This window comes from Sphingobacterium sp. G1-14 (assembly GCF_002196555.1).
In the GTDB taxonomy this organism is placed as follows: domain Bacteria; phylum Bacteroidota; class Bacteroidia; order Sphingobacteriales; family Sphingobacteriaceae; genus Sphingobacterium; species Sphingobacterium siyangense.
Genome location: NZ_CP021381.1, coordinates 4,306,997 through 4,321,358 on the forward strand (window position 1 = coordinate 4,306,997; position 14,362 = coordinate 4,321,358).

The 14,362-nt window shown below is 39.2% G+C and carries 11 protein-coding genes; 4 read left to right on the forward strand and 7 right to left on the reverse strand.

The window, feature by feature from the left end; translation table 11 throughout:
- Window positions 1–36: 36 nt before the first annotated feature.
- From CBM24_RS18715 to CBM24_RS18740, 6 genes are all read right to left on the reverse strand, one after another.
- On the reverse strand, window positions 37–876 hold the full coding sequence (locus CBM24_RS18715) for a glycine betaine ABC transporter substrate-binding protein (RefSeq protein ID WP_088162284.1): 840 nt from the start codon (window positions 874–876) through the stop codon (window positions 37–39).
- 1 nt (window position 877) lies between these two features.
- Window positions 878–1,705 (reverse strand): ABC transporter permease, encoded by an 828-nt coding sequence (locus tag CBM24_RS18720; protein ID WP_075993479.1) that lies wholly within the window; start codon window positions 1,703–1,705, stop codon window positions 878–880.
- A 2-nt stretch (window positions 1,706–1,707) separates the two neighbouring features.
- Entirely contained in the window at window positions 1,708–2,949 is a 1,242-nt protein-coding gene (locus CBM24_RS18725; protein ID WP_075993480.1) for a glycine betaine/L-proline ABC transporter ATP-binding protein, read from the reverse strand.
- Window positions 2,950–3,430: 481 nt separating this feature from the next.
- Window positions 3,431–5,173: a RagB/SusD family nutrient uptake outer membrane protein gene (locus CBM24_RS18730; protein ID WP_088162285.1), complete on the reverse strand. Its 1,743-nt coding sequence runs from the start codon at window positions 5,171–5,173 to the stop codon at window positions 3,431–3,433.
- Window positions 5,174–5,177: 4 nt separating this feature from the next.
- The gene (locus tag CBM24_RS18735; protein ID WP_088162286.1) at window positions 5,178–8,444 is read right to left on the reverse strand and encodes a SusC/RagA family TonB-linked outer membrane protein; all 3,267 of its coding nucleotides are present in this window, start codon (window positions 8,442–8,444) and stop codon (window positions 5,178–5,180) included.
- A gap of 681 nt (window positions 8,445–9,125) precedes the next feature.
- Window positions 9,126–10,025, reverse strand: coding sequence for a radical SAM protein (locus CBM24_RS18740; RefSeq protein ID WP_088162287.1), 900 nt, complete (start codon window positions 10,023–10,025; stop codon window positions 9,126–9,128).
- A gap of 213 nt (window positions 10,026–10,238) precedes the next feature.
- On the opposite strand from CBM24_RS18740, the gene CBM24_RS18745 reads away from it, so the two are divergent.
- The 3 genes from CBM24_RS18745 (at window position 10,239) to CBM24_RS18755 (ending at window position 13,022) form a co-directional block, all read left to right on the forward strand.
- Entirely contained in the window at window positions 10,239–11,081 is an 843-nt protein-coding gene (locus tag CBM24_RS18745) for an SDR family NAD(P)-dependent oxidoreductase (RefSeq protein WP_075993484.1), read from the forward strand.
- A 70-nt stretch (window positions 11,082–11,151) separates the two neighbouring features.
- Window positions 11,152–12,087: a helix-turn-helix domain-containing protein gene (locus tag CBM24_RS18750; protein ID WP_075993485.1), complete on the forward strand. Its 936-nt coding sequence runs from the start codon at window positions 11,152–11,154 to the stop codon at window positions 12,085–12,087.
- Window positions 12,088–12,182: 95 nt separating this feature from the next.
- On the forward strand, window positions 12,183–13,022 hold the full coding sequence (locus CBM24_RS18755; protein WP_145327869.1) for a cold-shock protein: 840 nt from the start codon (window positions 12,183–12,185) through the stop codon (window positions 13,020–13,022).
- A 167-nt stretch (window positions 13,023–13,189) separates the two neighbouring features.
- Here CBM24_RS18755 and CBM24_RS18760 read toward each other — a convergent pair whose 3' ends face one another.
- Window positions 13,190–13,939: an SDR family oxidoreductase gene (locus tag CBM24_RS18760; protein WP_088163653.1), complete on the reverse strand. Its 750-nt coding sequence runs from the start codon at window positions 13,937–13,939 to the stop codon at window positions 13,190–13,192.
- Between the two features lie 77 nt (window positions 13,940–14,016).
- Here CBM24_RS18760 and CBM24_RS18765 point away from each other — a divergent pair, with 77 nt between their 5' ends.
- Window positions 14,017–14,358, forward strand: a complete 342-nt coding sequence (locus CBM24_RS18765; protein ID WP_088162288.1) for a winged helix-turn-helix transcriptional regulator — start codon at window positions 14,017–14,019, stop codon at window positions 14,356–14,358.
- The last annotated feature ends 4 nt before the right edge of the window (window positions 14,359–14,362 follow it).

A 14,362-nucleotide genomic window follows, 5' to 3' on the forward strand; every position in this document is an offset into this window, starting at 1 on the left:
CGTACTGGGGTGGCACAACTATTTAATCACCTCAGTTTACAATAACCAGCCCTTTACGAGATCGTTATGTTTCTTGACCCATTCTTTTGCCGTAAATGCTTTGTCCTGGCTTCCCTGCATTTTTGACAACAAATCAGCCATTGTTGATTCATCGAAGTAGACTTTGGAGAAAAATCGGGCTAGCTCAGGCTGCTCAATGTTAAAGTTTCCCCGTGCAAAAATTTTAATTTGCTCGGCATCCCCCAATGTCTTTTTGGGGTCATCCAAAAACTTCAATTTCATTTTAGCAAACATCCAATGCGGCTGCCAGCCAGCTACCACAATCCAACGTTTTGCTTTGATTGCATTTTGCAATTCCGTGATCATAGCTACGGTAGATGAGTTCACATGCTTATAATCGAGGCTATAATCTTTGATCACCTGATCCACGGCACGTGTTATTCCAGCCCCTTTTTCTATTCCAATGATCCGTTTATCAAACTCTTTTTCATGTTTTTTCAACTCTTCAATTCCATCAATTGTTACGTAATCCGGTACAACAAGTCCATTTCGCGCATGGTTATAACTCGTTCCAAGCTCTTCAATATTGGGGAATTTAGCCACTTTACTTCCATGGGTCAATGGCAGCCAGACATCCATATATAGATCTGTATCGCCATTGTTCATGGAGGCTAAGATCATATCTGGCGTAGCCCGCTGGACAACAACATGATATCCCTTTTCTTCCATAATAACTTTTGCGACCTCTGTCATTGCGACCCCTTCGGCCCAGCCATCGACCATACCGATATGAATAATATTTTTATTCCGACCTGTGCTGCATGACGCAAGCAACAACACCATCAGACACAATACCATACTTTTTATTTTCCTCATACTATGCTTTCTTTTTTACAAAGCCCTGCGTGATTCGATCCAAAATAATAGCGAGAATCACAACGGACAAACCACTTTCAAAACCAAGACCAATATCCAAGTTATTAATACCCTCAAGCACTTTTTCTCCCAAGCCACCAGCAGCAATCATTCCGGCAATAACAACCATAGATAAAGACAGTAATATGGTCTGATTGATCCCTGCTAAGATTGTTTTTGTAGCCAAGGGCAGTTCTACTTTAAATAAGATCTGACTATTGGTCGCGCCAAATGAACGTGCAGCTTCAACGATATCTTTTGGAACCGCATCAATCCCTAAAGTCGTCAAACGGACGGCAGGTGGCATAGCGAAAATAATGGTAGCAAAAGCTCCCGGGACTTTACCGATACTAAAAAATAACACCGCTGGAATCAAGTAAACAAAGGCAGGCATCGTCTGCATTAAATCAAGTAAGGGCCGAATGATTTTCGCTGCTAGTTTATTCTTCGCGGCCCACACACCCAAAGGAACTGATATAACCAATGCTGTTAGTGTAGCGACCAACACCAGGGCCAAAGTCTCCATCGTTGCAATCCAAAATCCCATCAGATAGATCAATGTTAATCCCACCAACGTTGTCAATGCAACCCCTTTCCCAGATTTCCACCAGGCTAAACCTGTAAATAATGCGATGATAATAAAAAAAGGTATCGTTGTTAGCACCCATTCCAGTCCAATAATGGATGCATTCCCCGTATTTTTTATCAAGTTAAAAAATGGTTCTAAATGATCTGTCAGCCAATTTACAGCTACAGCGATGTATTGTCCTATATCGATTACTTTATTCATTTCTACTGATTATTTGCTTTCTCTTTTAATTCAATAATTTCTTCTTCATTATACTTTGTCGCTTCGATAATCAACGATGTCTGTGTTACGATCCCCAACAAACGATTATGTTCATTCACCACAGCGATTGGCGACCGGATCTCCGATATCAGGGGCAACATTTCTTCAACGGTCACCTCTTTTGATACTGTTGGAACGGTAGTATGTATAATGGATTCTACGGTAGGTTCCCTACGCTTTGCAGATTGAATGACTTCATTCATGTGAACAAAACCAAGAAAAGTCTCATGAGCATCAACTACAGGGAGAATTTCAATTCCTGTCGACCGCATTTTCCGTAGAGCCCCCTCAGGGCCATCTTTTTTGAAACGTACAACAGTAGGTTTCTCAAACATCAGGGAACCTGCCGAAATGATAGACTTGCGATCCACTTTTTCAACGAAGGCTTTAACATAGTCACTTGCTGGATTTGTCAAGATATCTTCCGCGGTACCGATCTGTTCGATGACACCATCCTTCATAATAGCAATACGATCGCCCAATTTGATTGCTTCATCGAGATCATGGGTAATAAAAACGATCGTCTTTTGTAAATTATCCTGCAACTCCAATAGCTGATCTTGCATTTCGGTTTTAATCAGGGGATCTAGTGCTGAAAATGCCTCATCCATCAGCAATACTTCGGGATCATTGGCAAGTGCCCGAGCCAGTCCAACCCGCTGTTGCATACCACCAGATAACTGAGACGGTAACTGTTGCTCAAATCCACTCAGTCCTACTACATCCAGCGCTTTCTGAGCTTTAGATTCCCGTTTTTCCCGTTCTTCCCCTCTTAGTTCTAAACCAAAAGCGGCATTGCTTAATACGGTGTGATGTGGCAACAGACCAAACTTTTGAAAGACCATACTCATTTCTGTCCTACGGACTTCAAGAAGATCTTTATTATTTTTCCCTGTAATATCCTCTCCATTGACAAATACCTTTCCCGATGTAGGTTCGTTCAATCGATTAAGACAACGGAGCAGCGTAGATTTCCCACTCCCTGATAGTCCCATTATAACAAAGAATTCACCCTCGAAGATTTCAAAATTAGCTTTGTTGATTCCGATCGTGCAATCTGTCTTTGCCAAGATTTCTTTTTTGGAGAAACCCTCATTTAGTAATTTCAAAGCTTGCTTCTTCTGTTTTCCGAAAACAAGTACCAAGTCTTCAACTTTTACTTTTACCTTACTAGTTTTATCCATTTTTTAATTTTTTTAAACATAAATAAACCATAAGGGCATGAGTGATCCACTAAGGCCATACGCCTACGCTATTTTCTTACAAATAAAAATATCCCTACAGTTGAGTTCGTTTGATCGAAATCTTACTCTTACAGTTCAATCAACTTATTAACTAACATACTTTACTCTCGGTTCGGTAAGAGCAATGATGAAAAAGAAACTAATCTTTTAAAGACGAAATGCTCCATTCAAAAAGCATCTCCAAAATATACTTCAACAAGTATAACGAACAACCTAGGCTGTGCCAAAGGCACAAAGCCATAGCGGAATAAACTCACGCCATTCTGTCTTTTGACAGTACAAAGGTACGAAAAATAAATTAAACGTCTTTCCCCCACCATATACAACTAAAATACAGATAGTTAAAAAAAACGTCGTTATATTAAAAAAATACGATCAGCAGGCGAAGGGCTCGACCACTGATCGTATTTTCTAAGGGGTATTATTCTCCCCAGTTTGGATTTTGGATGAGGTTAGGATTTAACTGTCGTTCTTGAACAGGTATTGGATATAAATAGTCTTTCTTTTCATCGAAAACTTTTTTGATATGTGCGTTAATAATCACATTTCCTTTATTTCCATTTTCCAATAAGATTTCCGACCCTAATTTCAATAACTGAATGCCTGAAGCACTAGGCTTGTCACCTTCATAAATCCAAACGTCATCTTTACCATCATTATCTAGATCAAACTTACCTGTACCTGGAAAATACATCCCTTTAAATTGCCTTGTGACCAACTGCCCGCTTTTCCATCTTAAGATATCATCCCAACGGAAAGACTCCATAACCAATTCCACACGTCGTTCTCTTCTTATTTCCAATAGTACCCCCTTCATATCACCAACTACATTCGGATAATCGTTAGCTAAAAATGCATCTGGGTTTGATTTAGCCGCTTGCAGATTTAGATTTGGCATACCTACACGATCGCGTAACAACTTAATTGATTTGTCCAAATCAGCCTGGCTCAATGTACCTAACTCTGCTTTCGCTTCAGCATAATTCAATAAAACCTCGGCATACCTAAAAATAGGCATATCATTTTCAGAACGATTGTAATTATCATACTTTACATCACCTACAAATTTGATCAATTGATATCCCGTTACCGAATTCCCAAAGTTCGGTGCAACAACAGCAGCACCTCCTATACGCTTATAGCCTGGTGTACGTATCGTCTGGCTTAGGCGTGGATCACGATTTAGAACCTCTTCTTTAAACATCATTGTTTGGTAATTCGATTTATCGGTAAACCTCGTTCCATCTTTCATCAGATAAGAATCCACCAAATTTTTATCCAATCCAGGTTTCCCATAGGAAGCCGTGATCGTATAATAATTTACATTGTGCCAAATTTGCAAAGCATCCGAGAATTTCCGCGCTAAAATAACCTCTTGCGGCAAACTATTAACACTATAAAACAACGCACCATAAGAGTCTGTTCCCGCGGCATTGTATACACTGTATTGCGCTCCCTCCATAAGCTTACTGGCTGCATCGGCTGCCTTCTCTAACAAACCGTTTGCATCAGTTAGATTAAATTCTGTGTGATATTTACGAAATGTTCCTTCAAAAAGTGCGACTCGGGATTTTAAGGCCAATGCAGTCCATTTAGTCACTTTTTCATCACTTTTGGTAGCTGATAGATTAGCAATCGCATAGTCCAGATCAGCGAGAATATTTGATACAACCAAAGTTCTAGGATCCCTTGCCTTCTTAAGTTGTTCTTCGTCATTTTGGTCAATGACCTTGTCATACCAAGGCACATCTCCAAAACGTTTCAGTTTATCGAAATAAAAATATGCCCTAAAAAAACGCGCTTCGGCAGCATAAGGCGCAGCAGTTGTTTCTGAAACTGTATTAAAGCAATTTGCCAAAAAGTAATTGATATTACGAAGATTTGCCCAAGTCCATCCACCGCCACTTATCGGAACCTGTCTTTTTCCGGTCAATTCATCATCCAATGTTGTCTTAACGATATTATCGACCGATTCGTTATAAATACCTTCGGCCGAAGGCAGTGCGGCATCGTAAAATGACTTTGTAAATAGTGCCAAATCCTTTTCAGTTTTAAAGGAAGCCTCAGGAGTAACCGACGACTCAGGCAAACGCTCCAAATAATCTTTGCTACAAGCCATCATGCCGCAGCTCAACAATGCATATATATATACTATCTTTTTCATACTATTAAAATGTTAAATCTAGACCAAATGAAAATGTTTTAGAGATTGGATATGATCTTCCGTTGACCTCTTGAGCCGACTGTTCGGGATCGATATATTTGGAACGGAGCTTAGTCGCCGTCCAAATATTTTCACCTGACACGTAAACCCGTGCATTGGCCAATTTCACGCGCTTCAGCCAGGCCTGAGGAACCGTATATCCTACGGTTAGATTTTTTAGTCTTATATAAGCTAAATCCTGTAAGTAACGATCCGATTTGACGTTCAAAGATCCACGATCATTTAAGGCAATATAACCTCGTAGCAGTGGATAATAGGCATTTGCATTTTCAGGCGTCCAAATATCTTGTTCAAAATCCTTCGGTACAAAAGAATAATAGGGTCTTGAGTATGGCCCCCAAAACTTATCTGCATTTGCTCCAGGCCACCAATGTTGTCGACCTATCCCCTGAAAGAAAGCCGAGATATCGAATCCTTGCCAATTTGCCCCCAAATTAAAACCAAATGTATAACGGGGTCTGTTATTCCCGATGATAACTTGATCCCCAGGGTTCATCAATGTATTGTCTCCAGCATCAACCTTTCCATCTGGAACTCCATCCTTTCCACCAATGTCAACAAATTTCAAATCTCCAGGATGAAGCTTAGACCAGTCTCCCGGTGCAGCCAACCGTTGTTTGTCCACATAATCCTGATTAACTTTCCAATTGTCAATTTCCGCCTGAGACTGAAAAAATCCATCGGTCCTATAACCCCAAATTTCGCCCAAAGTCTGGCCAACGTAATAGTTACTCAGCAACATTTCCTTATTGTCAAAACGCGTAATCTTCGCTTTGGAATCCGATAGTCCCAATCCAACATTATAGCCAAAAGGTTTTCCATCCAGCTCCAGTTGATCCCGCCAGGCCACAGAAAGCTCCCAGCCCTTATTCTGTAAGTCGCCTGCATTGGTCCGAGGTGAACCGGAACCAAAAACCGCTGGCAATGTCTTACCTGGGATCAACATATCCAACGTATTTCGAATAAAATAGTCAGCAGAAACACTCAATCGATTTCTAAAAAATTCAAGATCTGTTCCAAAATTTAACGTATTCGTCCTCTCCCAGGTTAAATCAGCTGAAATTGGTGTCGGAGCACTCAGGTATTGTGTTTTTGTACCATTGGTTATGTAATTGGACAACCCTGCATTCAACAATTGGATATAACCATACTCAGCAGCCTCTTGCGCATTACCCAATGCCCCATAAGAAACTCTAAATTTAGCTTCATTCAAAACAGGTTTCAGATTTGCCATAAAAGACTCCTCAGAGATCCGCCATCCACCCGAAAAAGACGGGAAAAATCCATACCGCTGATTGGACGGAAATTTAGAAGTTCCATCATAGCGACCATTAACTTCCAAAAGATATTTCCCTTTATAGTTGTAATTCAACCTTCCAAAGTATCCTCGTAGTGCCCATGTATTTGCATTTCCGAGTAGTTGCATCTGACCAGTCCCAAGAGCAAAGTCATTCAGATCCTCTGACAATAGGTTATTATGTGTTCCACCAATTCGTTTGTATCCGGTAGTCTCCTGGTTAAAACCCACCGTAGCCGCCAACTGATGGTCCCCTAACTGCTTGTTATAATTTGCAAAAAGGTTGAGTGAGTGTTTAGGTCGATTGATAATCGTTTCGGTAAACGTATCATTCCCTAGGTAATTGATCACTCCCGGGAAAACAGACCAAGGCGCTACAGTTCTCCTATTCCAATTGTGTATAGGGTTATAGGTAAAGGTGTAATTACCCGTTAAGGTCAAGTTTGGCGCCAACTGAAATACCGTCTCAAACATATTGATAAACTCATATTTATCCTCGCCTCCTTTTGACTTTCCATGCAACAAATCTGCGTAAATACCATCACCAATATTATAATTGTTCAACTCGGTCCTATATGTTGCTGTACCATCTGGATTCATTGGCACATAAGATGGTAAAGCATGTACCGTTGTCGAAATAAAATTATTGTTATTATCTGGATTTGTCGCCCATCCCGGATAGGTATAATTCTGATAATTGAGCTGGGTATTTGCACTTACTTTCAACCAAGGGGTGACCTGCGCATTTATGCGCGATCGAACATTATATGCATCGAATTTATCTTGGTTAATTTTCATTAGCCCACCTTTTTCATAAAGACGCCCCGACACATAATAATCAATTTTTTCACTACCACCAGAGAAATTCAACGAATGTTCCATCGATGCCTGTGTTTTTCGATACATCTCATTCCACCAATCTGTATTGCCATAATATACATATTGATCTTTTCCATTTCTATTCTGAATCACTACGGAAGGCAGGCTCGGATCTGTTTTTCGTTTCAATAGTTCAGCATAGTCATCTTCTGTATATCCCGTATAACTATTACCAGTGGCACGAATAAAAGCTTCATCATTTAGTTTCGCGGCATCATATCCGCTCGTCATAAAATCTGTCCGCACAGTCAGTCCAGACCAACCAAAATTATTACTATAATTAATGTTCATTTTTCCGGCCTTTCCTTTTTTGGTTGTTACTAGCATAACACCGAATGCCCCTCGAGCTCCATAAATCGCTGCAGCAGAAGCATCTTTTAAAACGGATATCGATTCAATATCACGCGGATTGATAGTATTGATATTACCTGGGACACCATCAATGAGAATAAGAGGTTGTGCATTAGCTGAGTTTATCGAAGCAAAGCCCCGGATATTAACATTCCCTTCCCCTCCTGGCCTACCATTGGTAAATGTAATATTCAAATTTGGTATTGCTCCCTGCAAAGCCTGAGTAGCATTGGCAACTGGACGGTTTTCAAGTATCTTCGCATCAATCTGTGTAACAGCACCCGTTAAGTTTACCTTTTTTTGCTTACCATACCCGACAACAATTACTTCATCAAGCGATTGATCTGTAGAAACCAGCTGAATCGTTAAAGTTGTTGCCTCTACTTTTACTTGCTGTGTTTCAAAACCGATCATCGACAAGCGCAGTGTATGACCGATTTTCCCTTCAATGACAAAATCGCCATGCTGGTCAGTCTGTGTAGTTTTACCAGTAGTTAAATTAAAAATTGATGCACCTAAGATAGGTTCACCGGTTGCTGTTTTTACAATGCCTCGGATAGGCCCCTGAAATTTGGCAGAAATTTCAACATCTGGAATAGATGTCAGAAAGACAGGTTTGCTCTTGGCCCACGCGCCGAAAGACATCCCAATCATTACAGGAAGTAATACGTGTTTCGTTTTCATGAATTTGGTTTTGTTTTTCTTCGGTTACAAAGAAAGGTTATTTAATATTTGTAAATTATTAATAAAGCATTACTAAACAATTAAACGACAATTGGTTAAATAAGTATTAATATAATATAATTTTAACACGAAACAGAATGTCTTTTTTAATTTTTTAGCAAAACAAAGCGCCAATTAATTTCATTAAACTAATTAAATAGCTTAAAACCAAACAATTACACAAAAACAGACAAATAATATTTTAAAAAATACAATACGAAATAAAATGTAACATATTTGAAACAAAACAACATAAAAACAAAACAAGACACACCTATATTTAATCCATAGAACACACGAACAATTAGGCTAATTATTTCCTTAGTTTTAATTTAAAACTTCGTCATAAAAGTCATTTATACAAAAAATTCGTTTTCCATCGGTTTCAGCTAGGACCAAAACATACAATTAAAGGTTAAAATTCAGACTGCCGGAATACCGAAAATATCTGTATTTGTTAAGAGCTAGAACAAGAAAAGTATAGTCGGTATCCCTAGCTATCCACCCAATAGATTCCATAAATATCAGGCCTCTAACTCTAATAGAAAATTCTTGCTTCTATTTCTACAACTACGGTATTTCGAAACAAAGGTTCTTAAATCCAACTTTGGTGTTGATCAATTGACTGAAATACTCAAGAAATTATAAGGAATCGCCAGCCGGCAGCCGGTCTCGCAGCCCATATTGTACACATAATCCCTTTACCTTTTCCGCAAATGCCTGTCGATAATAGTTGGGAAGCTTACCGTCCGGACCAAACAATCGTTGGTATTTTTCCACGAACTGTGGATAGTGTTTTTCAACCGCGCGCATAACCAAAGTCCGATTATCACCAGGGTCAGAACCATATAACGCCAAGGTTGCTGGAAAAATATAATTTGCATCAACGGATCGAAAAGTCGAAAACATCTGATCAAGATGAGCTCCTGTATCTGAAATAAATGGTAACAAAGGCATTAAACTTACGCCACTACACAATCCCATCATTCGCGCCTGACTCAATGTACTCAAACGAAGCTCAGGCGATGGTGCACCCGGTTCAAATATTCTGGCAATTTCGGTATCGATTGTCGAAAATGAAAAGGTAATAAAAGCACGAAGTGTTAATTTACCTTGCAGATCAAATGGAAGTATTGCTTCAGCATCAATCTGCTTCACCAAATCAAAATCTCTACTGACGAGATCCGATTTGGTGATAATATGCACTGGGAAACGATAATGTAATATAATTTCCAACAATTGCCGCGTCAGTAACTCCGTCTGTTCAAATTGCAGATAAGGATCCGTTGCAGACGACAGTACAATTATTCCATATTGTTTTTTACGGGCACGGAGCGCTAAAGCACGATCCAACAAATCAATCGCGTTCTGTTTGACACTTAGCTTTTCAGCCATATTTACCCCATATTTACTACCCCTGATATAACAATATAGACAGTTAAAAGAGCATCCGCTATAGGGATTTACAGTATAGTCATCAAGAAACCAAGGATCTCTCTGTTTTGTTTTGTTAAGAATGGATTTAGCAATTACACGCTGCATACGGAACTTTACGTTTAATGAAAATCTATCTTATAAAACAGATTTTAACATACTAAGTTAATTCAAAATTACGACTAAGAGACAAAAAATAATTCCATAAAATTATTCGTTTAAATAAATTTCACAAAACTCCTTTCGGCTACATATTCCCTCAATTTGGCGATTTTTATTAGACGCTCTTTATGGAAGTTTGTATTACAAATACAAAGAAATATGACACAAAATACGCAAAGTAAAATATGGTTTATCACGGGCAGTTCGCGCGGATTCGGGAAAATCTGGACAGAGGCAGCGCTCCAGCGAGGCGACAAAGTAATTGCTACCGCACGACGACTCTCTTCCATCGCCTATCTCAATGAGAAATATGGAGACAACGTATTGACACTGGAATTGGACGTTACCGATACCAAAAAAGTAAAAACTGTTGTACAACAGGCATATGATCACTTTGGCCAGTTAGACATTGTCCTTAACAATGCAGGTTACTCTCTGGTTGGAACTATTGAGGAAGCTAGCATGAACGATATTCGAAAACAATACGAAACAAATATCCTTGGACCGGTCGCTGTCATTCAAGCTGTTTTACCATTATTACGTCAGCAAGGATATGGCCACATCTTAGGTACATCAAGTAGCCTAGGCCACGTTACACTGCCTGTAATCGGATACTATTGTTCCTCAAAATGGGCATTTGAAGCAATACACGAAAGCTTAGCACTTGAGGTCAAAGCGTTTGGCATCAGAGTAACCATCATAGAACCCGGAGCCTATGCCACCGAATTTGGAAGTCAGGAATCTCTACAATTTGCTGAAACATTAGATCCCTACCAGGATTTTAAAGCCCAATTTTTTACTGATTTAGGAAAAATGGAGAAAGGTGATCCGAATGCGACCCCAGCTGCAATCTTCAGTATTGTTGACACAGAAAATCCTCCCTTGCGGTTTAATCTAGGAAATGGGAACCTATCTTGGGTAAGTAGTGTGTATGCCGAAAGGATTGCCACATGGAAAGAATGGGATACTGTTTCAGCCCAAGCTCAAGGCGCTTCCAAGTAATCCCTATGTCAATAATTCATTCTCGTTTACATTATCGACTATTGTAAACGAGAATTATGTAAATTCAAAAATGAAAAAAGAACAAAAAGCTCTTCCAAAGATGGAATCCCTATCGGATATTCACCGTGCTTTTGGCCTTCCAACACCGGTCCACCCCTTGGTTAGCATGGTGAATGGCAGCACTCATCAGATTATGCTCAACAATATTCCTCAACCGCATGTATTGAATTTCTACAAAATATCCTACAAACCGAGCATTAAAGGAAAACTCATCTATGGACAAGGTTACTATGACTTTGACGAAGGTGGACTTCTGTTTGCCGCTCCAAATCAAATTATAGGAAACCATGGCGCAAATGAAGGCGAAGTATGCTCACAATATACCCTTTTGATACATCCCGATTTCTTTTGGGGATATCCGCTAGCAAAAAAAATAAAACAGTACGGTTTTTTTTCTTATACCACAAATGAAGCCCTACATTTATCCGAAAAAGAAAAAGACCGAATTATTTCCATCTTCCGACACATCGATGAAGAATTAACTAGCCGAATCGATGACTTTAGTCAAGATGTGATTATTTCCCACATTGAATTACTTTTAAATTATGCCAACCGATTTTATAAAAGACAGTTTATCACACGAAAAGCGATTAATACAAACTTAATAGCCAAACTTGAGGAAATATTGGAAGCATATTTCGCTAACAATATTTCTACCAAACAAGGCATCCCAACGGTACAGTATCTTGCTGATCGCCTACACATTTCAGCTAGCTATTTAAGCGATATGCTCCGTTTGCAGACTGGTGAAAATACCCAGCATTTCATCCATGATAAAATAATTGACAAAGCAAAAGAAAAATTATCCATCACAAACCTATCTGTAAGCGAAGTTGCTTACGACTTAGGCTTTGGCCATCCCCAATCATTTAACAAGTTATTCAAAGCGAAGACAAATATGTCGCCTTTGGCCTTCCGAAAATCTTTTCCCCAACCAAATAAGTAGATAAATACGAGAAAAATAAGTGATATAGCACAAATAATTGCAAATATTTCATTTTCAATACCTAATAAAGGCATTTATTCATTACCTTTATACTATTGAAACAAAACTCAACCCCAGCCATGTTTATCGGCGCAGTCAAATGGTTCGACAATAACAAAGGATTTGGTACTCTTGCGTTACCTTCCGGAGAAGAACTCTTTGTGCATATACGCAGGTTTAAAGTTCCTCCAGAACATATTATTCAACCTGGAGAAGTTATTGTCGGTGACAAGAAACCTGACCCAAAAAGGAGCGGTTATCTCGCTCAAAATTGTAGGATTCTCAAAAGGCCGGAAGATTGGAAATTCGTTATCTCGCTCCTCGACAAAGAACACACCGTACTCCTCCCCGACAGCCACGGTCGAGAACAAAAGCATAACTTAACCTCATTAACAGCAAGACAACTTTTAAGAACCCAACCCAGAGAACATATTGTGGCCATGCTGACCGCTAATTTTGATGTTCATTTTGATAGCTCAATTTTCATTTCCTATGCCGAATTGATCGACAAAAGCATTACTGGTGTTTTTGAGAAAGAAACCGCTTACGATATACTTTCCAAAGTGTTCGAATACTTTGGGAAACATGTCTCGCATCAAATCCTATTTCGCGTGTGGAAAGAAAGCATGTTTAGGTACATCGGCTATCCAGCGGAAGGCGACTACGAAATTCCTGAGCTTGTATTTAATCTGAATGCCACCGAAATCAATTGTGAGGATCTGGCGAGAATAAACACTTACAGCTTTGGCAAATCTTTTTGCACTGATTTTGTAAATGCTTTATTTGAAGACATAGAAACAATGGACAAAAAGGATATTGAACCATTGTTACCTTATATTGAGTTTTTGGAGAATGAGGATTCTATTGAAAAAATACAGACGCTGCTGCAAGAATAGCTGAAACTATTTAATGCTGTAAAATTAGCATGCAATCCGCCCCAATATAAATAAGCGAGATCAGACAAAGAATCTGAACTATTGATTATCCTTCGTATGATAATAATTGAATATCTACGAAGGATAAGTTCTTCACCTAAAGTCCTCTTAGTGCGCTATGCAGGTGGTTAAGAATGATTGATACCCATTCCACCGTCTAAAACAAAATCAGCACCAGTAATGTAAGATGCATGATCACCACTCAGATAAACAACCATTTTAGCGACGTCTTCGGCTGTACCTATCTTTTTGAGTGGAGATTCAGTAGCCAACTTATTCCAAATATTTTCGACAGTCTGCTGGTCATAATTCTTGTTAAGCACATCTGTCCTAGTCGGACCAGGACTCACCGTGTTTACACGAATTTTACGGTTTGCAAGCTCCATTGCCGCTGTTTTGGCGAAGGAATTAACGGCCGCTTTACTCGCTTGATAAATCGAACTCGCTGGCATATTTAAGGTCGCTACATTAGAAGAAAGAATAACGACAGACGCACCATCGCGAAGTAATGGGATAAATCTGCTCAATGTAAAATATGAGCCTTTTAAATTGATATCCATTACTGCATCAAAATTTGCTTCTGATGCTTCATCAATAAAACCTCCTTCACCTGTAATACCGGCGTTTATAAATAGGACATCAATATATCCAAACCGATCTTTTATTTCCTGAGCAAGTTTTTCAATATCTTGCAGTATAGCCTGATCCGCCACGTAGGCTGTTGCTCCTATCCGCTCAGCAGCTTGATCAATAGCTTGCTTTCTTCTTCCTGTAATAATAACTTGTGCTCCATTTTCACTAAACTCCTTTGCTGTTGCGAAACCAATTCCACTATTCCCTCCTGTAACTAAGACGACTTTGTTTTCTAAATTTTCCATTGTTCTTTTTTTTGACAAATATATCAGGTATTTGATATACATTTGATACCAGTATAATAGAGTATACCAAAATTACCATGGAAAGAAATCAAGTAGAAGAACTAAGAGCATTACAAGACACCCTGTATTTTATACGCGGAAAATGGCGTATTCCTATTATCAATTCACTATGCAACGGTAATAAACGGTTTCGAGAAATTGAACGAAGTATCCCTGGTATCACGACACGTATGCTGTCCAAAGAATTGAAAGATATGGAACTCAACAAGCTTGTTAACAGAAAAGTCTATCCGGACAGCCCTGTGCTGATTGAATACCTACCGACTGCCTATTGCCGGACATTTGGTAATATCATCCAAGAAATGATTAACTGGGGCCGAGAGCACAGAAAGGTGATTATTGAAGAATCTGTAGAATAGACTT